Raw genomic sequence first — 25,586 nt, forward strand, 5'->3', positions numbered from 1 at the left:
TACAGATGCTTGCAAAAGGGAACACGCTTCGTTACAATAAGCGACTTAGATGAAGGCACATAGCTCAGTTGGTTAGAGCACCACCTTGACATGGTGGGGGTCGTTGGTTCGAGTCCAATTGTGCCTACCAAATTTCCATAACGGCTTTATGCCGTTATTTTTTAATGTTTTGGAGCTTTCTGATGTTGAACATTACCTTGCCGGACGGTTCGGTCCGCCAATATGAATCACCCGTTACCGTGGCGCAAATTGCAGCGTCTATCGGTGCAGGTTTGGCAAAGGCAACGGTAGCAGGCAAGGTTAACGGTAAATTGGTGGATGCTTGCGATCCGATTACCGAAGATGCCCACGTTCAAATCATTACGCCTAAAGACAAAGAAGGTGTGGAAATTATCCGCCACTCCTGCGCGCACTTGGTCGGTCATGCGGTCAAGCAGCTCTACCCTGATGCCAAAATGGTTATCGGCCCGGTGATTGAAGACGGGTTCTATTATGATATCGCAACTGAAAAACCATTTACGCCTGATGATGTAGCAGCCATTGAAGCGCGCATGAAAGAGTTGATTGCACAAGACTATGACGTTATTAAAGTGATGACGCCTCGTGCAGAAACCGTCAAAATTTTCCAAGATCGCGGCGAAGAGTACAAATTGCGTCTGATTGAAGACATGCCTGAAGTGGAAGCAATGGGTATGTATCATCATCAAGAATACGTCGATATGTGCCGCGGTCCTCACGTTCCCAATACCCGTTTCTTGAAAAACTTCAAGCTGACCAAACTGGCAGGTGCATACTGGCGCGGCGACAGCAACAATGAAATGTTGCAACGTATTTACGGTACAGCCTGGGCAAGTAAAGACGAATTAAAAGCCTATATCCAGCGCATCGAGGAAGCGGAAAAACGCGATCACCGTAAGCTGGGTAAACAATTGGACTTGTTCCACCTGCAAGATGAAGCGCCGGGTATGGTGTTCTGGCATCCTAAAGGCTGGGCTTTGTGGCAAGTGATTGAGCAGCATATGCGCAAAGAGCTGAATGCTGCCGGTTATAAAGAAGTGAAAACGCCTCAGATTATGGATAAAACCTTCTGGGAAAAATCCGGCCACTGGGAAAACTATAAAGACAATATGTTTGTGACCAGTTCCGAAAAACGTGAATACGCGGTTAAACCGATGAACTGTCCGGGTCATGTGCAAATTTTCAATAACGGCTTGCGCTCATATCGCGATTTGCCAATGCGTTTGGCTGAGTTCGGTTCTTGCCACCGCAATGAACCAAGCGGTGCGTTGCATGGTCTGATGCGTGTTCGCGGTTTTGTACAGGATGATGCGCATATCTTCTGTACCGAAGATCAAATCGTTGATGAAGCACGTGCATTTAATGAATTGCTGGTTCGCATTTACAAACAATTCGGCTTTCATGATGTTGCCGTGAAGTTGTCCCTCCGCCCTGAGCAACGTGCAGGTTCTGACGAAGTTTGGGATAAAGCCGAACAAGGCCTGCGTGATGCATTGACCGCTTGCGGCGTAGAGTGGGAAGAATTACCTGGCGAAGGCGCATTCTACGGTCCTAAGATTGAGTACCATGTTAAAGATGCCTTGGGTCGCTCTTGGCAGTGCGGTACCCTGCAATTGGACTTCGTATTGCCAGAACGTTTAAATGCCGAATATGTAACAGAAAACAACGACCGTGCGCGTCCTGTAATGTTGCACCGTGCTATTTTGGGTTCGTTGGAGCGCTTCATCGGTATTCTGATTGAAAACCATGCAGGTTCATTCCCATTGTGGCTTGCGCCGGTTCAAATGGTGATTATGAATATCACTGAAAACCAAGCAGATTATTGTCGCGAAGTGGCTGCCAAATTGCAGGCTGCAGGCTTCCGTGTCGAATTGGATTTGCGTAACGAAAAAATCGGTTACAAAATCCGCGACAACAGCCAATACCGTTTCCCTTATCAAATCGTTGTCGGTGATAAAGAGAAACAAGAAAACAAAGTTGCGGTACGCCGCAAAGCAGAAGACTTGGGTTCTTTGAATGTAGATGATTTTATTGCGCAATTGCAGCAAGAAATCACTGACGCCCTCGTCAATCATTAATTTTTATAGGAGTATTCATCATCGCTCAAGAACGCGAAGCACGAATCAATGGTGAAATTACCGCCAAAGAAGTGCGATTAATCAGTGAGTCAGGCGATCAGCTTGGTGTCGTTTCAGTTCGTGAAGCTCTGGCTATGGCCGAAGAGCAAGATGTCGATTTGGTAGAAATTTCCCCGACTGCCAAACCGCCTGTATGCAAACTGATGGATTACGGTAAATACAAATACCAACAAGCCAAGAAGCGCGACGAAGCCAAGAAAAACCAAAAGCAGGTACAAATTAAGGAAATTAAATTCCGTCCGGGTACAGATGAAGGCGACTATCAAATCAAGATGCGCAACATCAACCGCTTCCTTGCCGATGGTGACAAAGTCAAAGTAACATTGCGTTTCCGCGGTCGTGAAATGGCCCACCAACAATTGGGTGCCCAACTGCTTGAGCGCGTAAAAGAAGATTTGGCAGAAGTAGCGCAAATCGAGTCCTTCCCTAAAATGGAAGGTCGTCAAATGGTGATGATGATTGCGCCTAAGAAAAAATAAAGCTATAATCCGAGGCTTATTTCGATTGCCGCTCGAAATAAGGTTTAATTAGCGGCAAAAACCGTGGTATTTTGGGTTTCAAGAGTTTGAAATTTATTTCAAAACCCCCTTATACCTTATCTAATAACGAATGGAGTTTTCCAATGCCTAAAATGAAAACCAAGTCTAGCGCGAAAAAACGCTTTAAAGTACTGGGTAACGGTGGTGTAAAACGCGGTCATGCGTTCAAAAGTCACATCCTGACCAAAAAAACCACTAAAACTAAACGTCAATTGCGCGGCACCGCTATGGTGGATTCACGCGATTTGGCTTCTGTTGCTAAAATGTTGCCCTACGCTTAAGGAGTTTAGAATATGCCACGCGTAAAACGCGGTGTTACCGCTCGTGCTCGTCACCAAAAAGTCTTCGCGTTAGCCAAAGGCTACCGCGGTCGTCGTAAAAACGTTTACCGTGTTGCCAAACAAGCGGTAATGAAAGCCGGTCAATACGCATACCGTGACCGTCGCCAACGCAAACGTCAATTCCGTCAACTGTGGATCGTTCGTATCAATGCAGGTGCCCGTGAAAATGGTCTGTCTTACAGCAAATTCATGAACGGCCTGAAACGCGCTGCTATCGAAATCGACCGCAAAGTATTGGCTGATTTGGCTGTATTCGACAAAGCTGCATTTGCACAATTGGTTGAAAAAGCTAAAGCTGCTTTGGCTGCTTAATTCGATAAGATTATTTAAAAAGGAAGCTTATGCTTCCTTTTTTCTTTTTTGGAAGAAACTCTATGTAGTTGATTTTCTTTCTTTAAACTCTATTTTTTTATACTGATTTGCGATAAAATAGGCCCCTCTTATCAAACGGATTGGCCGCACTAATACAAAAGGCCGTCTGAACAGGTTTGCAATCAAATCCAACAGACGGCTTTGTTGTTTCAGACGGCCTGCCATCAACAAACAGACGATAAACTACTATGGAAAATGTAAACCGTATCGTTACAGAAGGTATTGCCGCTATTGAAGCCGCGCAAGACTTCAATGCCTTAGAACAAATTAAAGCACGCTATCTTGGTAAAACCGGCGAATTGACCGGACTTTTGAAAACTTTGGGTCAAATGTCTCCTGAAGAGCGTAAAACCATAGGCGCGCACATCAACGAATGCAAAAATCAGTTTCAGACGGCCTTTAATGCCAAACGCGATGCCCTGAATGAAGCCAAGCTGCAAGCCCAATTGGCAGCAGAAGCCTTGGATATTACTTTGCCGGGCCGTGCACAAGAGCATGGTGGTTTGCATCCAGTTACTTTAACTTTGCAACGTGTGGTTGAGCTGTTTCACGGTATGGGTTTCGAAGTGGCGGACGGCCCTGAAATTGAAGACGATTTCCACAATTTCCAAGCCTTGAATATTCCTGCAAATCACCCTGCGCGTGCAATGCAAGATACCTTCTACGTTGAAAACGGCGACGTTTTACGTACACACACTTCGCCTATTCAAATCCGCTATATGCTCGACAAAAAAGAGCCGCCTATCCGCATTATTGCTCCCGGCCGCGTTTACCGTGTGGACAGTGATGCCACTCACTCGCCTATGTTCCATCAGGCCGAAGGTTTGTGGGTGGAAGAGGGTGTCACTTTTGCCGATTTGAAAGCAGTGTTTACTGACTTTATCCGTCGCTTCTTTGAACGCGATGACTTGCAAGTACGTTTCCGTCCGTCTTTCTTCCCGTTCACCGAGCCTTCTGCCGAAATCGACATCATGGGTGAAAACGGCAAATGGTTGGAAGTCGGCGGTTGCGGTATGGTACATCCTAACGTATTGAAAAACGTCAATATCGACCCTGAAAAATATACTGGTTTCGCCTTTGGTATTGGTCTCGACCGCTTCGCTATGCTGCGTTACAACGTGAACGACTTGCGCCTGTTCTTCGATAATGATTTGAACTTTTTGAAGCAGTTTGCGAAATGATCGTGCAGACTGCCTGAATATGGAAAAGCAGCCTACTCTTGGTTTTCAGGCTGCTTAGGAAAATTCAAATGTAAGATATAAAACATTTGATATTTTGTTGTGAAATTACATTCCTAATTTTGTTTAAAGAGACATAATTTATTGCTTTGTAGAGATTATATAGTTAATTTGGGTTTGGTTCTATGATGATAGGGGCTTCTTTATTTTCGAGTGCAGGGATTGCAGAAACCTACTTGCATAATGCGGGTATTAAGATTATAGCTGCAAATGAATTGGTGCCAGAACGTGCTAATTTATATAAAGCTCTATATCCCGAAAGTAAAATGATTATAGGTGATATACTTCATGAGGAAGTGTTTCAAAATTTAATACAGAGCGTGCCTAATCAATTAGATTTTTTAATTGCTTCTCCTCCTTGTCAAGGCATGAGTGTTGCAGGGAAAAATCGTAACATTCAAGAGATGGCTAATGATAAACGTAATCATTTAATATTCAGAGTAATCGAATTTATTTTATTAAAACGCCCAACTTTTGTTTTAATTGAAAATGTTCCATTTTTTTTAAAAATTAAGTTACCTTATAAGGGGACATTACAAACAGTAGAAGCAATTTTGCAAGATTTATTTGGTTGCGAATATTATATTCAAACTCATATTTTTGATTCTGCCGATTATGGTGTTGCACAACATCGTAAACGAGCTATTATTCGTATGAATAAACATTCAACTATTTGGGGAATGCCGGAAAAAGTTACAAAAACCATTTCTGTTCGTGATGCTATTAGTTTTTTGCCTAGTATTGAGTCTGGACAAAAGTCTAATGTGAAATGGCATTTTGCACGTACACATGCTCCGGAGCACATTATATGGCTAAAAAATACGCCAACAGGACGATCTGCTTTTGATAATATAGAACATTATCCAAAGAAAAAAAATGGTGAAAAAATTAAAAGTTATAATACAACTTATCGCCGTATGGAGTGGGATGCTCCTGCCCCAACTATTACTATTCGTAATGACGCTATCAGTTCACAATTAAATGTTCATCCTGGACGGCCTATGCCTGATGGAACATATTCAGATGCAAGAGTTTTAACACCATTAGAGTTAATGCTTTTAACATCATTACCTATTGATTGGAATATTCCCGACGATACATCAGAATTATTAATTCGGCAATGTATTGGTGAATCTATTCCTCCATTGTTAATTAAAAAAATTGTAGAGAGAATAGGGAAATAGATATGACAACTGCGCGCTGGGTAATAGATAAACATTTACAGAATTTTCATATTTTATGTAAATTTGCAGGTATTTTGAAAACAAATTCCTTTATATCTGTAGAGGATAAAGCTAAGTTATCTGAAAAATTGGAAAAACTAGATTTATACCATAGACGAAATACAGGTAAATCATTGGATGCTACTACTCATAAAATAAAAGAATTATCATTCTATATGTTTGGTTATCGTGATGTATGTGGGCAAGGTACACAGAAATTCCTGTTTAGTCCATTGGGTAATTTATTTTTGAAACACTTGGATAATAATGAATATATTCAAAAAATTTTTCTTACTATGTTGTGGGCGATACCATTTCCTCATCCGTACATTAAGACTGATGAAAGGATTCAATTATATCCCATAAGACTAATATTTAAGTTGTTATCTGATGAGAGATTGGATTGCAAACTATTTTCTTATGAATATATCTATTTAATTTCGTTTGTGAAACGTGCTGATCAGAATAGCTATGAAAAATTAGTACAAGACATTTTGGCATTACGAACATGTGCGGAAGTAAAAATTAAACATCAATTAACTGCGGAAAATAGTCGTAGTCATGCTTACGTAAATGCAGCGCATGAGTGGGAATCTTATTTCTCAAAAACATTGACTGATGCAGGTGTTTTACAAAAAACGGATGGTAAAATTATTTGCCGTCTAAAGCATGGTAAGACCGAAACATATCGTAAAGTAACATCAAGTGAGTTTTCGATTCCTAAGCAACTTCAGGAATTTGTGAAAAAATTGCAAAGTGCTTATTCGTTTTCAGAAATGCCATTAAATCTAAATGATAGTGATCGTTTGAAAATTGATGTCATTAAGGAAATTTATAGCTTCTACCCAAAAGTGTTATTGGAGGAGATTGGTGAGCTTAAGGATGAAGCAGCATATGAATTATTACATTTACCTAGGTTGATTGAACAATATGCAGATAATAATAATGGAACAGAGGCGTATCTATTTGAAGATGTTCTAGAAATGGGGTTTAATATGTTTTATAACGTAGAAGCTAAAAAAATTGGTGGGCCAGGTAATACGGATTTAGAGTGCTTATATATTACGCAAAAGAGAAAATTTGCAGTAGAGGCAAAATCAACTAAAAATAAGTTATCAGGTATTAATTCAGGAAGATTGGAAGATCATAAAAATAAAATTAAGGCCATTTACACAATTGTTGTTACACCACGTTATGTCCCTGCCGTGTTATCCGATATTCGTAATTGCCCAATTGTAATTATTCGTGCCAATACATTTGCTGAATTTTTATATAATTGTTTGATTAATCGCTCCAGTATTCCAGAGATTGATTATCGGTATTTTGATGAAATTATTATTAAAAATCTTGGAAAAGATATTAGCTCAGAAATTTCCAATTTGACTATGCAACGGTTTGCAAGTAACACCACAATGGAAGCGTATAGTACATGATAACTATTTCAAATGAAGATAACATGATCTTAATGTCTCGGTATCCTGACAAGTATTTTGATTTGGCAATTGTAGATCCTCCTTATGGGATTTTAAATAAAACTAAACGTGGTGGTGATTATAAATTTAATATGAATGAATACTCACAATGGGATATTAAGCCAGACCAAACTTACTTTAATGAATTATTTCGCGTGTCAAAAAATCAAATTATTTGGGGTGGGAATTATTTTGGCGAGTTATGGTTAAGAAGTGAATATAATAAAGGATTTATTATTTGGGATAAAAATCAACCAGAGACATTAAATAATTTTTCTATGGCAGAAATGGCTTGGTCGTCATTCGATAGGCCATCTAAAATTTTCCGTTTTAGTGTTCGGAAAAATCGTAATAAAACTCACCCAACACAAAAACCAGTCGAATTATATCAGTGGTTGTTAAAAATGTATGCAAAGCAGGGTGATAAGATTTTAGATACACATTTAGGAAGTGGAACTCTTGCTATTGCATGCTGCCTTGCACAGTTTGATTTGACAGCTTGTGAAATCAATTCCGATTATTACCAACAATCGATTGAGAAAATAAAAAATAATTTACCTGAAGCTAGAATCAGTTTTGGGCACCCAGGTTATTGTATTATTGAATAACTTAAAAAATATAGAGAAATTAACCATGCAATTCTCCTACTCATGGCTGAGAACCCAAGCCAATCCTTATCTTTCTGCCGATAAACTGGAACATCTTTTGACCATGGCCGGTTTGGAAGTGGAAGAAATCGATACTGCTGCCCCTGCTTTCAGTGGCGTGGTTGTTGCCGAAGTAAAATCTGTTGAAAAGCATCCTGATGCAGACCGTTTGAACGTTACCCAAGTTGATGCCGGTACGGGCGAATTGGTTCAGATTGTTTGTGGTGCGCCGAATGTCAAGCCGGGCATTAAAGTGCCGTGTTCGCTGCCGGGTGCCGTTTTGCCGGGCAACTTTAAAATTAAGCCGACTAAAATGCGTGGTGTGCCATCAAACGGTATGCTGTGCTCGACCAATGAACTGGGTTTGCCTGATGATGGTGTGGACGGTCTGCACATTCTGCCTGAAGATGCGCCCGTCGGTACCAATATCCGCGAATACTTAGATCTGGACGATACGCTGTTTACGTTGAAAATTACGCCCAACCGCGCTGATTGCTTGAGCGTTAAGGGTATTGCGCGTGAGGTTTCTGCGTTGACTCAATGTGCGTTTACGCCTGTCGAAATTCAGACGGCCTCTATCAGCAGCGAGAAAAAACAGGCTGTCCGTATTGATGCACCGGCCGACTGTGGTCGTTTTATCAGTCGCGTTATTGAAAATGTCAATGCAAAAGCGCCTACTCCAGATTGGATGAAACAACGTTTGGAACGCAGCGGTATCCGCAGCATTTCTGCATTGGTGGACATCGGCAACTATGTCATGCTGGAAATCGGTCAGCCTATGCATGTTTTCGATGCTGATAAGCTGTCGGGCAGTTTGATTGTCCGCCGTGCTCAAAATGGCGAGACTTTGGCGTGCCTGAACGAGAAGACCGTTACTTTGGCTGACAATACATTGGTGGTCGCTGATGAAAAAGGTGTGTTGAGTTTGGCCGGTCTGATGGGCGGCGAGGCAAGTGCGGTTTCTGATGAGACGCAAAATATTGTATTGGAAGCGGCTTGGTTTGCCCCGGAGATTATTGCCGGTAAATCCCGTCAATACGGTTTTGGTTCGGATTCTTCTTTCCGCTTTGAACGCGGTGTGGATTACCGCTTGCAAGCTGATGCCATTGAGCGTGCTACCGAATTGGTGTTGCAGATTTGCGGTGGCGCAGCCGGTGCAATGGTTGAGGCACAAGGTAAATTGCCTGAGGCAAAACAGGTCGAATTGCGTTTAGGCCGTCTGAAAACGGTATTGGGCGTTGAGATCCCTGCCGAGCAAGTCGAAATTATCTTGCAACACTTGGGTTTGCAGCCTGAGAAAACTGCAGAAGGCTTCCGTGTCACTTCTCCTAGCTTTCGTTTTGATATCGAGATCGAAGCCGATTTGATTGAAGAAATCGGCCGTGTGTACGGTTATGAAAATATTCCTGACGACTATACTTCAGGCCGTCTGAAAATGTTGGCTTTGCCTGAAACCAAACGCCCGCGTTTTGCAGTTTATAACGAAATGGCGGCACGCGGTTACCGCGAAGTGGTCAGCTATGCGTTTGTGGATGAGCAATGGGAGCAAGACTTTGCTGCCAATACCCATCCTATCCGCCTGCAAAATCCGTTGGCGGCGCAGTATGCCGTCATGCGTTCTACGCTTATCGGCGGTTTGGTGGAAGTTTTGCAAAACAATTTGAACCGTAAGCAAAACCGTGTACGCGTATTTGAAATTGCCCGCGTGTTCCGCAAAGATTTGGCTGATCAATTTGTTCAAAATGAACGTATCGGCGGTTTGTGGTATGGCTCCGTGTTGCCTGAGCAATGGGGCGAGAAAACACGCAACGTAGATTTCTACGATATGAAAGCCGATGTTGAGAGCCTTTTGAAAAACAAAGAAGTATCCTTTGTGAAGACCGAACATCCGGCATTGCATCCTGGACGTGCCGCCAATATTGTTTCAGACGGCAAAGTAGTTGGTTTTGTCGGCGAGTTGCATCCGAAATGGCTGCAAAAATATGATTTGCCGCAAGCGCCGCTGGTATTTGAAATCGATATGGATGCGGTATTGGGTCGTGAGAAAACCCGTTATCAGACCGTATCCAAATTCCAGCCTGCACGCCGAGATTTGGCATTTGTAATGCCTGAAGCTGTAACGCATGATGATTTGTTAAATGCCCTGAAAGCGGCGGCGAACAAACTGGTTCAAGAAATCAGCGTTTTTGACGTTTACCGCGGTACAGGCGTGCCTGAAGGCATGAAGAGCGTTGCCGTCAAAATCATTTTGCAGGATATGGAAAACACGCTGACAGATGAAGTCATCGAGCCTTTGGTTGCGAAAATGATTAAAGCGGCAGCCGAAAAAGATGCACAGCTTCGCGCTTAAAATTAGGATAAAAGTTGTTGCCAAAAATTGCCAATAATATTTGTTTTTTTGGTGAGGACTTGATTTTTAAAAGAATTTTGGTAATAATTGCACCAGTTTGAATGAAGGTAAACACATGACACTAACTAAAGCAGAATTGGCTGATATTTTGGTCGACAAAGTCAGCAACGTCACCAAGAATGATGCCAAAGAAATCGTCGAGCTCTTTTTTGAAGAAATCCGCAGCACTTTGGCGCGTGGTGAAGAAATTAAAATTTCCGGTTTCGGCAATTTCCAATTGCGCGACAAACCTCAACGCCCGGGTCGTAACCCTAAAACCGGCGAAGAAGTGCCGATTACCGCACGCCGTGTGGTGACTTTCCATGCCAGCCAAAAACTCAAAGGCATGGTGGAGCATTACTATGACAAACAACAATAATCCGGTTATTCCTGCCAAGCGTTATTTTACGTTGGATGAAATGTGCCAATTGGTGCAAATCAGTCCGGCTCAGTTTGCCCAATGGCAGCATGAAAATAATGTTGTGATTGGATACGGTGGCGATCGATATACGCGCTCAGATGTAGTTAAGTTGTTGAAACTGAAAGATACGTTTGAACCGTATATCGATACGTTCAGCCGTGGCGCTTTGGATGCAAACGGCAATCCTGCCGCCAATGCAGAAGAAGTCCGTCATGGTCTGATGCAGGTTTTGTCCGATTTGGAGCGTCATCTTGGTTCTGAGCAACAAAATCACCATGTCGAGCTGTAATCGATAGGGAAATTCTGATCAAAAGTGCGAAGGCATACAAAGATTTGCATAATTGATTCTAATAAAGGCTGTTTGAATGATTTTCAGACGGCCTTTATTGTTTTATATTGCTTTCAAAATATCAGAATCTTGATTGCAAATGATTCTATGAAATAGCCGTAAATGTTATACTTAGCCTCTTGTTTGCCGATTAGGAAGAAACAGTCATTAGATAATGCGGATAGATGCCGCCTTTTCATGGCAGACTGAGGTTTTTAAAACAAATGTAACGGCAGCATAAACAGGCTGCCGGACAACATTCAAATCGATGAAATGGATAGCAGAAAATGAGCAGAATCCAACAAACTTTCTCAGCGCTCAATGGCGCAAAAGCACTGATTCCTTATATTACGGTGGGTGATCCCAGCCTTGAGACAACCTTGGCATTGATGCATAGCCTGGTGGCTAATGGTGCTGATATTTTGGAACTGGGTGTGCCGTTTTCTGACCCTATGGCGGATGGCCCGACTATTCAACGTGCGGCTGAAAGGGCGTTGGCAAATCATGTTTCTTTGCGCGATGTATTGGAAACAGTACGCTTGTTCCGCCAAACCAATGATAAAACGCCGGTTGTGTTAATGGGTTACTTGAACCCGGTACATAAAATGGGTTATCAGGCGTTTGCGCAAGTGGCTGCCGAGGCAGGCGTAGATGGCGTGTTGACCGTGGATTCTCCGGTAGAAACCATTGCGCCTTTGCATGAGTCGTTGAAAGCGCAAGGTATTGATTGTATTTTCCTTATTGCGCCGACAACAACTGAAGAGCGTATTCAAACGATTGCCAAAGTAGCCGGTGGCTTTGTGTATTATGTATCGCTCAAAGGTGTAACCGGTGCGGCAAGTTTGGATACTGAAGAAGTTTCGCGTAAAATAGAACTTTTGCGCAAATATATTGATATTCCGATCGGTGTCGGCTTCGGCATTAATAATGCGGAGAGTGCGCGTAAGATTGGCGCGGTGGCGGATGCCGTTATTGTCGGCAGCCGTATCGTCAAAGAGATTGAAAGCCACGCAGGTAGCGAGGCCGAAGCGGTAGGCGTGTTGGTTAAAGAGTTGAAAGACGCGATTCGCTAATATTTTTTATTCCATTATTTCAGACGGCCTTACATTCAACAGGCCGTCTGAATTCTGAATTCCAAGGAGTCATTCATGAGCTGGCTAGATAAAATTCTTCCTCCGAAAATTAAAAACCGAAGCAGTTCGTCCAGCGTCCCTGAAGGCCTGTGGCATAAATGTCCGTCTTGTTCAGCAACGGTTTATTCAACCGAGTTGAAACAAAACAGCGAAGTCTGCCCGAAATGTAATCATCACAATCCGCTTTCTGCGCGCGAACGTTTGGACCTGCTTTTGGATGAAGAAGGCCGTGAAGAGATTGCAGCCAATATTAAACCGACCGACCCGCTGAAATTCAAAGACAGCAAAAAATATCCGGACCGCCTCGCGGCTGCGCGTAAAGCAACCGGCGAAGACGATGCATTGGTTGTTATGAAAGGCACCATGAACGGCCTGCCTGTCGTTGTGGCTGCGTTTGAATTCCGTTTTATCGGCGGCTCTATGGGTTCGGTCGTGGGTGAGCGTTTCGTTCAGGGTGTACGTCGTGCCGTTGCAGATAATTGTTCGTTTATTTGCGTGGCGGCTTCCGGTGGTGCGCGTATGCAGGAAGGTTTGAACTCTTTGATGCAGATGACGAAAACCAGCGCGGCTTTGCATTTGCTGACTGAAAAACGTCTGCCGTTTATTTCCGTATTGACCGACCCGACCATGGGCGGCGTATCTGCCAGCTTTGCCTTCTTGGGCGATGTGGTTTTGGCAGAACCGAATGCGCTGATTGGTTTTGCCGGTCCGCGCGTTATCGAGCAGACTGTACGTGAAACCTTGCCGGAAGGTTTCCAACGTGCAGAATTCTTGTTGGAAAAGGGGGCAATCGACCAAATCGTCGATCGCCGTTCCATGAAAAAACGTATCAGCGATTTGATTACCTTGTTGCGTCATGAGAGCAAAGTAACTGCTGCTTGATTGGCACAATAAGAAAGGCCGTCTGAAAATAATATTTCAGACGGCCTTTTTGATTATTGATGATTAAGCAGTCAATGCGGCTTTCAAAACCTTATTGACTTCACCCATGTCAGCTTTGCCGGCCAGACGGGTTTTCAATACACCCATGACTTTACCCATATCTGCCATGCCTGATGCACCGGTTTCTGCAATGGCTGCATCAACGACAGTCTTGATTTCTTCTGCGGACATCATTTGCGGCAGGTAGCGGTTGAGGATTTCGATTTCCGCGTTTTCTTTGTCAGCCAAATCTTGACGACCGGCTTCGGTATAGATTTTGGCGCTGTCTTTGCGCTGTTTCACCATTTTGGTCAGGATAGAGATGACTTTGGCGTCATCGGCTTCGGTGCGCTCATCTACTTCAAATTGTTTGATGGCGGCATTAATCAGGCGGATGGTGCTTAAAGACACGTGGTCTTTGGCACGCATGGCGGTTTTCATGTCTTCGGTTAATTGTGTTTTTAGGCTCATAATGTTCTCACTTTATATAAAAAGATGCCGTCTGAAAAACAAAACACACCGCAAAGCTGCCCTTGCGGTGTGTCGTTTATCACAGGGCAGGCCTGTAATTAGTACATTTTAGGAGGCAGTTGTTGGCTGCGCAGACGTTTTTGCAGACGTTTGACTGCAGCAGCTTTTTTGCGTTTACGCTCGGTAGTTGGTTTTTCGTACGCTTCACGGGCGCGCAGTTCGGTCAACAGACCGGTTTTTTCTACGGCACGTTTGAAACGACGCATGGCAACTTCAAATGGTTCATTCTCTTTAACACGAATAGCAGGCATTTTATTTCCTTTAAATTTTGTTCAATCAAACCGTTTTAAGAAATAGAGGACGGTTTGTCATAATGGGAGAGTTGTTGTATCGCTGGTTTGCCTAGGGCAGGGCGGGATACGCGCCGTGATGTAAACATCACCTCCTAACAAGTCGGCTTTTGCCGTGCAAGTGACCTTTTCGGTCGGAAACAATCGGGCGATTATCTTATAAACCCGATAGTCTGTCAAGGTTGCAGGCCGTCTGAACGTTTGATTCTGTCTCACTTTTCAGACGGCCTATCGGGTATTAATAACGGCCGGGAACCGTACCCATACGTTGTTTCAACGAAGTTTGCGGCTCATTGAACAATGACGCGTAATAAGTCGCGTTGGTCATGACTTTTTTCACGTAGTCGCGGGTTTCGGTGAATGGGATGGTCTCGGCGTAGATGGCGCCTTCCAAAGGCGAAGAAGCCTGCCAGTTGCGGGCGCGGCCGGGGCCGGCATTGTAGCCTGCGGTGGCCATCACTTCGTTATTTTGCAGGCGGCGTTTGGCATCTGCCATGTACCAAGTACCCATGCGGATGTTGCCGTCCATGGTGTAGAGTTCGCTGCTGCTCATGCCGATTTTGCCGGCGATTTCGCGGGCGGTCGCAGGCATGACCTGCATCAGGCCTTGTGCGCCGACGCTGGATTGTGCGCCCATGACAAAGCGGCTTTCTTGGCGAATCAAACCGTAAACCCATGCCGGGTCAATACCAGCCTGTGCGGCATAGCGGACGGTTAGGTCTTTAAACGGAGAGAGGTAGCGCAGTTTGTAGTTGAGTTTGTGGTCGGTACGGTCTGCGCTGTTGATTGCCATGTCGTAGAACTGGTTGTCAAAAGCAACTTGTGCGGCAGTCAGCAGGTTGTCTTCGTTGAAGTCGCGGGTGGCAAAACGCCATTCCGCCTGTGCCTGACGGCGCATTTTGGAATCGCCGTTGCTTTGGCTGTTTTTAAACAGAACCAATGCGCGTTTGATGGCACCGTCTTCGCTCATGCGGCGGACGTCTCTGGCATCGGCATCGGAAACGTTGTTGCGCGTATTGATGCGGCGGCCCAGTTCTTCACCTGCCATTACGGCGTAGAAATTGCGGCCGGAAGCGGCGGCTTTTTCGTACATTTCTTTGGCTTGGCCGCTTTTGCCTTGTGCGGAAAAGCTGCGGCCCAGCCAATATTGCCATGTCGGGTCTTTTTGCAGTTTTTCAGGCATATGCTGAATTACGCTTGCCAATTCGTCCCAACGTTGCAGACGCAAAGCGGCGCGTGCGTACCATTCCAATTGTTCGTCGGTCAGTTGTTTGCGGTCGGAAACGCGGCCGTAGTAGCTCAAAGCGGTCGGCATATTTTGGCTTTGTGCATGGTAGTGGCCCAATACGCCCCATGCGAAGCTGCGTTGTTCGCGGCTGAGGCCTGATTCCATGTCGGACAGGGTAGCGGCGGCAGAAGCGGATTTGCGTGCATCTTTGCCGATTACGCTCAACAGGCTGTATTCGGTTGCGCCTTGCGCGCCACCTTCAAAGGGGCTGCCCAATGCGGCGGCGAGGTTGCGTGCATCTGTGGTTTGGCTGTTGCTCAATAAGCCGCGTACGCGACGCCATGCATCGTTGGCGTTCAGACGGCCTGAAGCTGCCGCGCTTTCAACCAAGCGGGTACAGCCGGCAGGCAGTTTGCCGGTAACGCGAACCAGCTCGGCGGCTTTGCTGTAATTGCCGCTGCTCAAATCGGCATAACATTGCACTTCTTGTGCGACGCCGGCGGCGTTCAATTTGCTGAATTCTTGACGGAACAAATCCCATTGGCCGCGCGCGCCCAAGGTTTTCAGCCATTCGTTGCGGACATTTTCAGCCATTGCGCTGTCGCTGGCTTGGGATAAAAATTGTTGTACCCAAGCATCGTCGCCGCGTTTGGCGGCATCGATGGCGCTTTGGTATTGGCTGTAATCGGACAGGACTTTGGATTCGCTGTCGGCGCGGCGTGAAGAAATAGAAGTAGATTTAGGCTGAACGACGGTTTCGGTTTTCGAAGCAGTCGGTGTGTTTTGGGTGGCGCACGCCGATAAAACAGCGGCGGTAATCAAGCTGAGGGAGAGAGGGAAAAGACGTTGAACGTTCATTGGATACCGTGTCGTTTTTAGAATCAAAATAGCTACTTATTTTAAATGATTTATGCGGAATAACCGAATTACAAACCGATATTTACATTTTAAAAGCCCGGAAATGACTAAGGCCGTCTGAAATATGAAACACTTTTGAGGTATTCCTAATTCAGACGGCCTGTTATGAAGGAAGTCGTCAATCGGGTTTGTGTTCGATATAGTCTTGCGGTTTGTCGGCTTTGCTGGTGCGCGTAACCGTGTATTCACCTTCGATAATGTCTTCATCCTCTTTGGCGGAGCTGTAAGTCTGACGGCTTTGGAAAGACTGCGTAGAAGAAACGGCCGCGTTGCCTTTAAACGGAATCAGTAAGAGCAGGGCGACGGCGGTTGAAATAAAGCCTGGGCTGAGCAGGAAAACCGCAGCGGCAGTATAGCGAATCGGCCACAGCATCTGATAGAGGGAAATGTTTTGGCCGCTGCGGACGGCTGCGCCTGCGAGCAAAAGGCCGGAGATGCCGGTATGGCGCAGCATAAAGATACCGCTGATAAAGCTGACGGCCATCACAAACAGCGTCCAGCCGCCACCTATCCAGTCGGCAACCCAGACGATGGACATGATTTCCAAAAAGATTAAAACCAAAAAACCGATTCCAAAATACTGCATAAGTGTTTGTTCCTTCATTCAACGGATAGTGTCGATTGTGTTCTATCTAGATAAAGATAAACCTTATTTTTTCAAGCAAATGCTGTGTGAAAAAGGGTAAACGGGTAATGAGGCCGTCTGAACGGGGATAAAAAGAAGACAGATGTTTCAGACGGCCTTTAGATATTCTATCGCATCACATTGTTCCAATCGCTTTCAAAATAACTGACGAGAATTTGGTTGTTCAAATAATTTGCTTCCACCTTGCGCCTTGCCATATCGGGCGGAAAACGGAACATTTCGGCGACAGTCTGGGCATTGAGATAGCGGGTGGGTACGTCGAATTTTTGCGGAATGGGGAAGTTTTGGTCGAAACCTGCCAACACAAATCCCCATTCGCCAAATGAGGGGACGTAAACATGATAGGGTGCGGTATTCAACTTGGCCGCTTCGAGGGTGGCAACGACCGACCAGTAGGCGTTAGGGGCGAAATAAGGCGAAGTCGATTGCACAACAATCTTGCCTTGAGGCTCAAGATGGCGGGCAACGAGGCGGTACATGGGGACGGAGTAAAGTTTGCCCAGCGAGAAATTGGACGGGTCGGGCAGGTCGATGATGATAACGTCGAATTTTTCAGACGACCCTTCCAGCCATTTGGCGGCATCGTCGTTGACGACGTGCATTTTGGGATGGGACAGCGAGCCTTGATTGAGTGCGCTTAAGGTGGCTGAGGTTTTAAAGGTGGCGGTCATGTCGGGGTCGAGATCGACCAAAGTAACATTTTTGACCTGCGGATATTTTAAGACTTCGCGTGCCGCCAATCCGTCGCCGCCACCGAGAATCAGGACGCGTTCGGCGTTGGGAACCATCTGCATGGCAGGCAGAACGAGTGCTTCATGGTAACGGGCTTCGTCGCGTGAGGAGAATTGCAGGTTGCCGTTGATGTAGAGGCGGGTGTCGTCTTTCCAGCGGGTTACGACGAGCCGTTGGTAGGGCGAGTGGCTTTGATAGACAACGGGATCGCCGAAATAGCTTTGTTCGGCTTTAAAGGAAATACGGTCGGCGTAGGCGAAGGTGATGGCGAGGATGGACAAAACAATCAGCGCACGCAGGCGGATGGCGCGGTAACGGGGTAGTTCGGCTTTGAAGACGCGCGCGGTCAGATAGGCGACGGCGGCGTTGAAGATGCCAAACAACAAGGCGGAACGCGCCATGCCGAGTTTGGGGGCGAGTAGAAGCGGAAATAATAACGAGACGGCAAGTGCGCCCAAGTAGTCGAAGGTCAATACTTTGGAAACGAGTTCTTTAAATTCCGCCCCTTTTTGGTTTAACACGCGCATGACCAAAGGAATTTCCATGCCGACAACCATGCCGACAATCAGTACAAAAGTGTAGAGCAGGGTGCGGAACGGGGCGGCGGATAAACCGAAGGCTACAAATAATGCCAGCGCGGAAATACCGCCGATGATGCCGACCAGAAGTTCAATTTCGATAAAGCGGTGCAATACGTCTTTATCTTTGATGTATTGGGTCAGGTGGGCACCGATACCCATTGAAAACAGATAAAGCCCGATGACGGAGGAAAACTGCAAAATACTGTCGCCCAAAAGATAGCTTGCGAGCGCGGCGATGATGAGCTCATAAGCGAGGCCGCAGCTGGCGACGATAAAAACGGAGATGATGAGGGTGCGGTGGGCGTTCATGATGACGTTTTTGTTGCTTGAGTGTGGGCAATGTAATGATTTTTAAGGTAGGCTGCAAGTTTAATTATAGGATGTGGAAAAGGCCGTCTGAACAAATTGTTTCAGACGGCCTTTAATCTGTCAGGCATTAATAGCGGTGTTTGAATACCATGCCCACTGCGTAAGAAGATTTTTTCGGCAAATCTTCGTCGTATTTCGGATTGACGTTTTCTTTCAACCAGCCGGCGCCGAGTGTGGCAGTCGTCCGTTTGGAGAAGCTGTAATCGGTGCTGACGGCGACGTGTTTGTAGTCTTCGCCGATAGAGCTTTTACCGTAGGCAAAGCCGATTTGAGGTTTGAAATTGCCTACTTTGTATGAGCCGGACACCATAAATTCTTTGGTGTTGTTGATTTCTTTGTCGTAAGAACCGGCTACGTTGCCTGCCGCATCTTTCCATACGCCCCAGCAGCTGAAGCCGTCGCAAGTATTTTTGGCGTATTGGAACGCGGCATCGACGGAGATTTTGTCTTTGCTGTATCCGGCCATGAATGCATGGGCTTGGAAGTCTTTGGTTTCGGTTGGAGAGTCGTTGGGTGCGTATTCGGCAGCGTAGTGGGCGTTAAAGCCATTGTTGGGGTGGTAGTAGTCTACACCCCAGCCGAAGACCCAGTCGCCGTCACGTTTTTTGTCCGGATTCCAGTCATTGTTGTTGCGCGCGGCATTGGAACCGGGGGAAACGTTGAATTTGAATTGGAAACCGTTTTTCCAAGGCGACTCATAAGCCATGGAAACACGGCGTTGGCCGAAGCGGGAAATTTTGCCGAATTCCAAAATCGGGCTGTTGGTGTCGAACGGGTTCAGATAAATGCTGTTCATAGGGGTACTGATGTAGCCCATTTTGACGGTGCCAAGGTTTTTGTAGCTGTTGAGCGCGACGTATGAGTCGGCAGTACCCCAGCCGCCCCAGCGGTCGGAATCGAAGTAAATAAAGGAGCCAAGTTGCCATTTCAGCCATAAGTCGTTGTTGAGTCGTACTTCATCGGAGAGATAAAGACTGGAACTTTTATCGGAAATGGTTGTATTGGTTACGCCGGTTTTATTGTTGTGTTCGACCTCGGTCATGATGTAGATGGTACCGCTCATTTTAGGTTCGGCGTGGGCGATGCTTATGGAAGAACCGATGAGGGTAGTGGCAATAAAACAAGATAACTTGTTCATTTTGTTCTCCTTTTATGTCTTTTTCTTAATTGGGGGCGGGGAATTCGGATAATCTTATTTGACAAATTATAAAAAATCAATACATTTGTAACTTATCGTAGGATAAATTGAAAAATAGTTTTCAGTTACGTATTTTTGTGTTAATTTGCCAACAATCTTAGATGGCTGCTTTTATTTCGATGGTATAGGTAGTTTAAAACACTATTTTTATATCTGAAAATAGAGAATTTAACTAGGTTTAAAAACCTCAAATATTTGTAGTTTAAGTGTAGTTTGAATAATCAGGCCGTCTGAAAAAGAAGAATACCCAAAAGAAGGAATGAAATATGGCCGGAAAAACCTATCCGCTGTTGGCTGCATTATTGGCTGCCGTATTCGCATTGTCGGCGTGTAGCCGCGATGTTAAGCCTGCTCCTGAGTTTAAACGTACCGATTATGAGCGCGTGGTGGTCAGCAACGGCGTTGAGCCGGGTACGCTGGATCCTCAGATGAGCGGTGATATGGCGGCCGGTGCGATTATCCGTCAGTTGATGGATGGTTTGGTCGGTACGGATGCCGAAGGCAAAACCATTCCTGCTTTGGCGGAAAAATGGGAGAGCGAGGGCGAGCGTGTTTGGACCTTCCATCTGCGTGATGCCAAATGGAGTAATGGCGATCCGATTACTGCCGAAGATTTCGTGTACAGCTTCCGCCGTCTTGCCGATCCGGCCACCGGCGCACCTTTCGGCAGCTATTTGGTCGATGCCCAAGTGGAAAATGCGGAAGATATATTAAACGGCAAAGCCAAGCCTGAGACATTGGGCGTCAAGGCGTTGGACGCGAAGACCCTGCAATTTACGCTGATTGCGCCCGTACCTTATTTCCCTGATATGCTGATTCAGCAATTCACTTTTCCGGTTCACCGCGCCACTGTTGAAAAATATGGCAATAAGTGGACGCAGCCCGGTCATTATGTTTCCAGTGGCGCTTATCTGTTAACGGATTGGAAAGTCAACAGCCACATTAATATGGAACGCAATCCCAATTATTACGATAAAGACAAAGTAGCCATTCCGAAGGCGGTTTTTCTGTCAGGCAGTGGTGAGTACAACCGTTATCGCGCCAATGAAATTGATGTGACCTACGGTATTCCCAGTGATCAGGTCAAAGTGGCGGATATTGAGTTTCCGGGCCAAGTAAGACGCACGACTTCTTTATGTAGCTGGTATTTGGAGCCGAACCACGAAGCAGCGCCGTTTAACGATCCGCGCGTCCGCAAGGCGCTCAATATGCTGACGCGCCGCGACATCGTCGTCAAAGTGGGCGGCCGTGGCGATACGCCTGCGTTCCAATTGACGCCGCCGCAAATGCAGGGCGTGATTCCTGTTTATCCTGAGTGGAAAGAGTGGACGCCTGAAAAACGCATCGAAACCGCACGCAAACTGTTGAACGAAGCAGGCTACAACGATGATCATCCGCTTGAGTTCGATATTTTGTACAGCACCAGCGAAGCATCCAAAAAACAAATTACTGCTGTGCAGTCGGTGTGGAAAGCCGCCATTCCGTTTATCCGTCCGACTTTGTCCAACGAGGAATGGAAAACTTATTTGGATACGCGCGCGCAAGGCAATTTCAAGGTTTCGTTCAGCGGCTGGTGTTCTGATTTTAACGATCCGGCGGGCATGCTCAATATCTTGAAATCCAACAACTCAAACAATGCATTCCGCTACAAAAGCGCGGCGTTTGACACATTTATGAACAATACGCTGAAAGATGGCGTCAGCAAGGAAGCGCGCAGCCAGCTCTATGCCGATGCGGAGAAGCAGCTTCAAGAAGACGCTGCACTGATTCCGCTGTATCATCAGGTTGAAGTGCGTATGGTCAAACCCGATGTTATCGGCTATTCCGACAAAGATCCTTTGCGGAACTACACGGTCAAGAGCTGGTCGTTCGCACCGAAAAAATAGATTGATTATAGACAGCACAAGTTTTCAGACGGCTTTGATGACAGAGGCCGTCTGAAACAACAGGAGACATAACACATGAAATCTGTACAACAACGTTTGTCCGCTTTACGCGAAGCCATGAAAAAACATGGCGTGGACGCGTTTGTCATTCCTTCCGCCGATCCACACCTTTCCGAATATCTGCCCGAGCATTGGCAGGCGCGCCGCGATTTTTCCGGCTTTACCGGTTCGGCCGGCACTTTGGTGGTAACCGCCGATAAAGCAGGCGTGTGGACGGACAGCCGCTATTGGGAGCAGGCCGGCCAACAGCTTGCACCAAACGGCATCGAGCTGCAAAAAATGGGTGTTGATGCGCCTTATACCGAGTGGTTGGCACAAAATCTGCCCGAGGGTGCAGTCGTCGGAGCGCCTGCCGATATGTTCGCACTCAGCGGCGAGCGCGGTTTGAAACAGGCACTTGCCGCCAAAAACATCCGCCTCGAATATCCTGAAACCTTGTTGGACGAAGTGTGGGACGACCGTCCTGCATTGCCGACTCCGGAAATCTACGTTCACCATCCCGACTACGTTTCCGAAACTGCGGCCGAAAAACTGGCCCGTATCCGTGCGGCCATGAAAGAGCAGGGCGCAGATGCACATTTGGTTTCTTCTTTGGACGACATCGCTTGGATTACCAATCTGCGCGGCGATGATGTGCCGTTCAACCCCGTGTTCTTGTCCCATCTGTTTATCAGCCAAGACAAAGCCGTATTGTTTACCGATGCAGGCCGTCTGAAAGCCGAATCTGCCGAAGCCTTGAAAGCGGCAGGTTTTGAAGTGTTGCCTTATGCGCAAGCGGCGGACTATTTGGCAGGCGTTAACGGCGCATTGCTGATTGATCCGAACAAAACCGCCGTCGGCACTTTGCGCCGCCTGCCTGAAGACGTCCGTTTGATTGAAGCCATCCACCCAAGCACATTCTTCAAATCGGTTAAATCCGATGCCGACATCGCCCATATCCGCAATACCATGGCGGAAGACGGCGCGGCATTGTGCGGCTTCTTTGCCGAGTTTGAACAAATCTTGGCAGACGGTGGCGAATTGAGCGAACTGGACATCGACGGCATGCTCTATAAACACCGCAGCCAACGTCCCGGCTTTATTTCGCCAAGTTTCGACACCATCGCCGGCTACAATGCCAATGCCGCCTTGCCTCATTACAGCGCGACACCGGAAAATAACAGCAAAATTAAAGGCGACGGTATGCTGTTGATTGACTCCGGCGGCCAATACTGGGGCGGCACGACCGACATCACGCGCGTGGTGCCTGTCGGCAATCCGAGTGCGGCCATGATGCGCGATTACACTTTGGTGTTGAAAGCGCATATTTCTCTGGCGGAAACCATTTTCCCTGAAAACATCAAAGGCCCGATGATTGATGCCATCTGCCGTAAATCGCTCTGGCAGGCGCAATGTGATTACGGTCACGGTACCGGTCATGGCGTGGGCTATTTCCTCAATGTGCATGAAGGCCCACAAAGCATTGCCGTTGCCGCCGTACCGCAACCGCATCACGCGATGAAATCAGGCATGCTGACTTCCAACGAGCCGGGTCTTTACCGTCCGGGCAAGTGGGGTATCCGTATCGAAAGCCTGGTAATCAATCGTCCGGTTGAAAACCCAGAGGAAACCGAGTTCGGCAAATTCCTGTATTTTGAAACCGTTACCCTCTGCCCAATCGATACGCGCCTGATCGATACCAAACTGATGACCGGCAGCGAAATCGAATGGCTGAACCAATATCACGCCGAAGTGCGCCGCCGTCTCGAGCCTTTGACAGAAGGCGCGGCCAAAGCATGGCTGATTGAACGCACCGAACCTTTGGCGCGTTAACTTGAAAGGCCGTCTGAAACGGCGGATACAAAATTTCAGACGGCCTTATAACAACAATTATCTAAAAACTAAAAAACCTTACCCGACTCCGAATAAAAACAATAACCCGGTCGGAATAGAGAGAGAAACCGGCGCGGCGACGTTACAGACGCCTGCTGCCATTCATCCGATTTCCGCTTCAGGTCAGCTTTGTTTTCACGAGTCCGGTATGTTCAGACAGGACAGCCTGATTATGTTGAAATTCATCATCAAACGGATATGTGCTTCCATCCCGACCATGCTGGTGTTGATTACCGTATCGTTTTTCCTGATGCGGCTCGCACCAGGCAGCCCGTTCACAGGCGAACGCAATCTGCCGCCTGCGGTCATGGCCAACATCGAAGCCAAATACCACCTCAATGATCCGATGTACCTCCAATATTTCCACTACCTCAAGCAGTTGGCACAGGGAGATTTGGGGCCGTCGTTCAAATATAAAGATTTCAGCGTTAATGAGTTGCTTGCCCAATCCCTGCCGGTATCGGCAGAACTTGGCTTCTACGCCTTTTTGATTGCCGCCATCTTCGGTATGTTTATCGGCATCATCGCCGCCTTAAAACAGAACAGCTGGCTGGATTATTCGCTGATGAGCGGCGCGATGACCGGCATTGTTGTTCCCAGCTTTGTGATGGCGCCGGTATTGGTGCTGGTGTTTGCCGTCAGACTGCAATGGCTGCCTGCAGGCGGTTGGAACGATGGCGCACTGATGAACCTGATTTTGCCCGTCGTTACTTTGTCCATCGGTTATGTGTCCAGTATCGCGCGGATTACGCGCGGCGCGATGATCGAAGTATTGAACAGCCCCTTTATCCGCACGGCACGCGCCAAAGGCCTGCCCATGAGCCGCATCATCCTGCGCCATGCGCTGCGTCCAGCCATGCTACCGATTGTTTCTTTCTTAGGCCCGGCATTCGTCGGCATCATCACCGGCTCCATTGTGATTGAAAACGTGTTCGGTATTCCCGGTGTCGGACAATTGTTTGTCAACGGCGCGCTCAACCGCGACTACGGCATGATTTTGGGTTTGACGATTTTGGTCGGCATCATGACCATTTTGTTCAACGCCATCCTCGATATTCTGTATGCCATTATTGACCCGAAAATCCGTTATTAATCCCATTTGCGCAAAGGCCGTCTGAAACGTTCAGACGGCCTGAAGAAAGAAGAAAAAGCGAGAGAGAACATTATGTTATTCAAAAAGAAGCAGACTCAGGCCCTTGCAGAGGCAGCAGAATACGCCCAAGTACACGGCAAAAGCCTGTGGAGCGACGCATGGCGGCGTTTTAAACAGAATAAAGCGGCAGTGTATAGCATTATCATCCTGTTGCTGATCAGCATTTTTGTGATTGTGGCGCCATGGATTGTCCGCTACACCTACGACTTCACCGACTGGGACAATATGCAGATTCCGCCGTCTTTTTCTACCCATCACTATCTGGGTACGGACTTGCTCGGCCGCGATTTGCTGTCGCGCGCGGCAACCGGCGGACGTATTTCCTTGCTGGTCGGTGTGGCCGGCGCATTGGTGGCCGTTGTCATCGGTACGCTTTACGGTGCGATTGCCGGCTTTATCGGTGGTAAGCTCGATTCGCTGATGATGCGCTTTTTGGAAATTTTGAACGCGTTTCCGTTTATGTTTTTCGTGATTCTGCTGACCACATTCTTCGGCCGCAACCTGCTTTTGATTTTTGCCGCCGTGGGTTTGGTGTCTTGGTTGGATGTGGCGCGTATCGTGCGCGGCCAAACCTTGAGCTTGAAGCATAAAGAGTTTGTCGAAGCAGCGCGTGTGAGCGGCGTGGCAAAACGTAAAATCGTAACGCGCCACATTATTCCGAATGTTTTGGGCGTGGTGATGGTGTATGCCTCATTGTTGGTACCGGGCATGATTATGTTTGAATCCTTCTTGAGCTTCTTGGGCTTGGGTGTGCAAGAGCCTATGACCAGTTGGGGTTCGATGCTGCAAGAAGGCGCGATTTCGATGGAAGCCGCACCATGGCAGCTGCTCGTACCGAGTTTCTTCCTGGTAACCACTTTGTTCTGTTTCAACTTTATCGGCGACGGCCTGCGCGATGCGCTTGACCCGAAAGACCGCTAAACCACAACCAAAAGGATAATC

General features: G+C 46.7%; 23 protein-coding genes and 1 tRNA gene. 18 read left to right on the forward strand and 6 right to left on the reverse strand.

Annotated elements, in window-relative coordinates; all coding sequences use genetic code 11:
• Window positions 1-53: 53 nt before the first annotated feature.
• The 14 genes from HMPREF2560_RS09935 (at window position 54) to accD (ending at window position 13,141) form a co-directional block, all read left to right on the forward strand.
• Window positions 54-130 (forward strand) — tRNA-Val (locus HMPREF2560_RS09935).
• A 52-nt stretch (window positions 131-182) separates the two neighbouring features.
• Entirely contained in the window at window positions 183-2,096 is a 1,914-nt protein-coding gene (gene thrS / locus HMPREF2560_RS09940) for a threonine--tRNA ligase (RefSeq protein ID WP_070843132.1), read from the forward strand.
• Window positions 2,097-2,113: 17 nt separating this feature from the next.
• Window positions 2,114-2,635: a translation initiation factor IF-3 gene (gene infC, locus HMPREF2560_RS09945; RefSeq protein WP_079453755.1), complete on the forward strand. Its 522-nt coding sequence runs from the start codon at window positions 2,114-2,116 to the stop codon at window positions 2,633-2,635.
• Window positions 2,636-2,778: 143 nt separating this feature from the next.
• Window positions 2,779-2,976, forward strand: coding sequence for a 50S ribosomal protein L35 (gene rpmI / locus HMPREF2560_RS09950; protein ID WP_003675505.1), 198 nt, complete (start codon window positions 2,779-2,781; stop codon window positions 2,974-2,976).
• A gap of 12 nt (window positions 2,977-2,988) precedes the next feature.
• The gene (gene rplT, locus HMPREF2560_RS09955) at window positions 2,989-3,348 is read left to right on the forward strand and encodes a 50S ribosomal protein L20 (protein ID WP_003675502.1); all 360 of its coding nucleotides are present in this window, start codon (window positions 2,989-2,991) and stop codon (window positions 3,346-3,348) included.
• A 248-nt stretch (window positions 3,349-3,596) separates the two neighbouring features.
• A complete protein-coding gene (gene pheS / locus HMPREF2560_RS09960) occupies window positions 3,597-4,589 on the forward strand; it encodes a phenylalanine--tRNA ligase subunit alpha (protein ID WP_070873850.1) in 993 nt (330 codons plus the stop codon).
• A 182-nt stretch (window positions 4,590-4,771) separates the two neighbouring features.
• Window positions 4,772-5,830: a DNA cytosine methyltransferase gene (locus tag HMPREF2560_RS09965; RefSeq protein ID WP_049344094.1), complete on the forward strand. Its 1,059-nt coding sequence runs from the start codon at window positions 4,772-4,774 to the stop codon at window positions 5,828-5,830.
• Between the two features lie 2 nt (window positions 5,831-5,832).
• Entirely contained in the window at window positions 5,833-7,302 is a 1,470-nt protein-coding gene (locus HMPREF2560_RS09970) for a restriction endonuclease (RefSeq protein WP_070873851.1), read from the forward strand.
• Entirely contained in the window at window positions 7,299-7,949 is a 651-nt protein-coding gene (locus HMPREF2560_RS09975) for a DNA-methyltransferase (protein WP_070873852.1), read from the forward strand. The genes HMPREF2560_RS09970 and HMPREF2560_RS09975 overlap by 4 nt, the downstream gene beginning before the upstream one ends.
• Before the next feature lie 25 nt (window positions 7,950-7,974).
• On the forward strand, window positions 7,975-10,338 hold the full coding sequence (pheT, locus tag HMPREF2560_RS09980; protein WP_070873853.1) for a phenylalanine--tRNA ligase subunit beta: 2,364 nt from the start codon (window positions 7,975-7,977) through the stop codon (window positions 10,336-10,338).
• A gap of 115 nt (window positions 10,339-10,453) precedes the next feature.
• On the forward strand, window positions 10,454-10,756 hold the full coding sequence (locus HMPREF2560_RS09985; RefSeq protein WP_003680933.1) for an integration host factor subunit alpha: 303 nt from the start codon (window positions 10,454-10,456) through the stop codon (window positions 10,754-10,756).
• Window positions 10,740-11,087 carry a hypothetical protein gene (locus HMPREF2560_RS09990; protein ID WP_049344100.1) on the forward strand — a complete coding sequence of 116 codons (348 nt, stop codon included), beginning with the start codon at window positions 10,740-10,742 and terminating at the stop codon, window positions 11,085-11,087. Before HMPREF2560_RS09985 ends, HMPREF2560_RS09990 begins: the two co-directional genes overlap by 17 nt.
• 326 nt (window positions 11,088-11,413) lie before the next feature.
• The gene (trpA, locus tag HMPREF2560_RS09995; RefSeq protein WP_070607841.1) at window positions 11,414-12,199 is read left to right on the forward strand and encodes a tryptophan synthase subunit alpha; all 786 of its coding nucleotides are present in this window, start codon (window positions 11,414-11,416) and stop codon (window positions 12,197-12,199) included.
• Window positions 12,200-12,274: 75 nt separating this feature from the next.
• Window positions 12,275-13,141: an acetyl-CoA carboxylase, carboxyltransferase subunit beta gene (gene accD, locus HMPREF2560_RS10000; RefSeq protein ID WP_070607838.1), complete on the forward strand. Its 867-nt coding sequence runs from the start codon at window positions 12,275-12,277 to the stop codon at window positions 13,139-13,141.
• A 63-nt stretch (window positions 13,142-13,204) separates the two neighbouring features.
• Here accD and HMPREF2560_RS10005 read toward each other — a convergent pair whose 3' ends face one another.
• From HMPREF2560_RS10005 to HMPREF2560_RS10030, 6 genes are all read right to left on the reverse strand, one after another.
• Window positions 13,205-13,651, reverse strand: coding sequence for a GatB/YqeY domain-containing protein (locus HMPREF2560_RS10005; protein WP_070607836.1), 447 nt, complete (start codon window positions 13,649-13,651; stop codon window positions 13,205-13,207).
• 98 nt (window positions 13,652-13,749) lie between these two features.
• Window positions 13,750-13,962: a 30S ribosomal protein S21 gene (gene rpsU, locus HMPREF2560_RS10010; RefSeq protein ID WP_002214819.1), complete on the reverse strand. Its 213-nt coding sequence runs from the start codon at window positions 13,960-13,962 to the stop codon at window positions 13,750-13,752.
• A gap of 277 nt (window positions 13,963-14,239) precedes the next feature.
• Window positions 14,240-16,087, reverse strand: coding sequence for a lytic transglycosylase domain-containing protein (locus HMPREF2560_RS10015; protein ID WP_070607833.1), 1,848 nt, complete (start codon window positions 16,085-16,087; stop codon window positions 14,240-14,242).
• A gap of 178 nt (window positions 16,088-16,265) precedes the next feature.
• Window positions 16,266-16,733 carry an FxsA family protein gene (locus HMPREF2560_RS10020; protein WP_039862014.1) on the reverse strand — a complete coding sequence of 156 codons (468 nt, stop codon included), beginning with the start codon at window positions 16,731-16,733 and terminating at the stop codon, window positions 16,266-16,268.
• A gap of 167 nt (window positions 16,734-16,900) precedes the next feature.
• Entirely contained in the window at window positions 16,901-18,418 is a 1,518-nt protein-coding gene (locus tag HMPREF2560_RS10025; RefSeq protein ID WP_349267205.1) for a polyamine aminopropyltransferase, read from the reverse strand.
• Between the two features lie 124 nt (window positions 18,419-18,542).
• Window positions 18,543-19,613: a porin gene (locus HMPREF2560_RS10030; protein WP_070607828.1), complete on the reverse strand. Its 1,071-nt coding sequence runs from the start codon at window positions 19,611-19,613 to the stop codon at window positions 18,543-18,545.
• Between the two features lie 326 nt (window positions 19,614-19,939).
• Between HMPREF2560_RS10030 and HMPREF2560_RS10035 the strand changes: the two genes are divergently transcribed.
• From HMPREF2560_RS10035 to oppC, 4 genes are all read left to right on the forward strand, one after another.
• Window positions 19,940-21,559, forward strand: a complete 1,620-nt coding sequence (locus tag HMPREF2560_RS10035) for an ABC transporter substrate-binding protein (RefSeq protein ID WP_070607826.1) — start codon at window positions 19,940-19,942, stop codon at window positions 21,557-21,559.
• Between the two features lie 75 nt (window positions 21,560-21,634).
• Window positions 21,635-23,431, forward strand: a complete 1,797-nt coding sequence (locus HMPREF2560_RS10040; protein ID WP_070607823.1) for an aminopeptidase P family protein — start codon at window positions 21,635-21,637, stop codon at window positions 23,429-23,431.
• Window positions 23,432-23,663: 232 nt separating this feature from the next.
• Window positions 23,664-24,584 (forward strand): oligopeptide ABC transporter permease OppB, encoded by a 921-nt coding sequence (gene oppB / locus HMPREF2560_RS10045; RefSeq protein ID WP_036472303.1) that lies wholly within the window; start codon window positions 23,664-23,666, stop codon window positions 24,582-24,584.
• A 72-nt stretch (window positions 24,585-24,656) separates the two neighbouring features.
• Window positions 24,657-25,565, forward strand: a complete 909-nt coding sequence (gene oppC, locus HMPREF2560_RS10050; protein WP_003683112.1) for an oligopeptide ABC transporter permease OppC — start codon at window positions 24,657-24,659, stop codon at window positions 25,563-25,565.
• Window positions 25,566-25,586 lie beyond the last annotated feature (21 nt).

Origin of the sequence: Neisseria sp. HMSC078H04, from assembly GCF_001838135.1 — a bacterium.
In the GTDB taxonomy this organism is placed as follows: domain Bacteria; phylum Pseudomonadota; class Gammaproteobacteria; order Burkholderiales; family Neisseriaceae; genus Neisseria.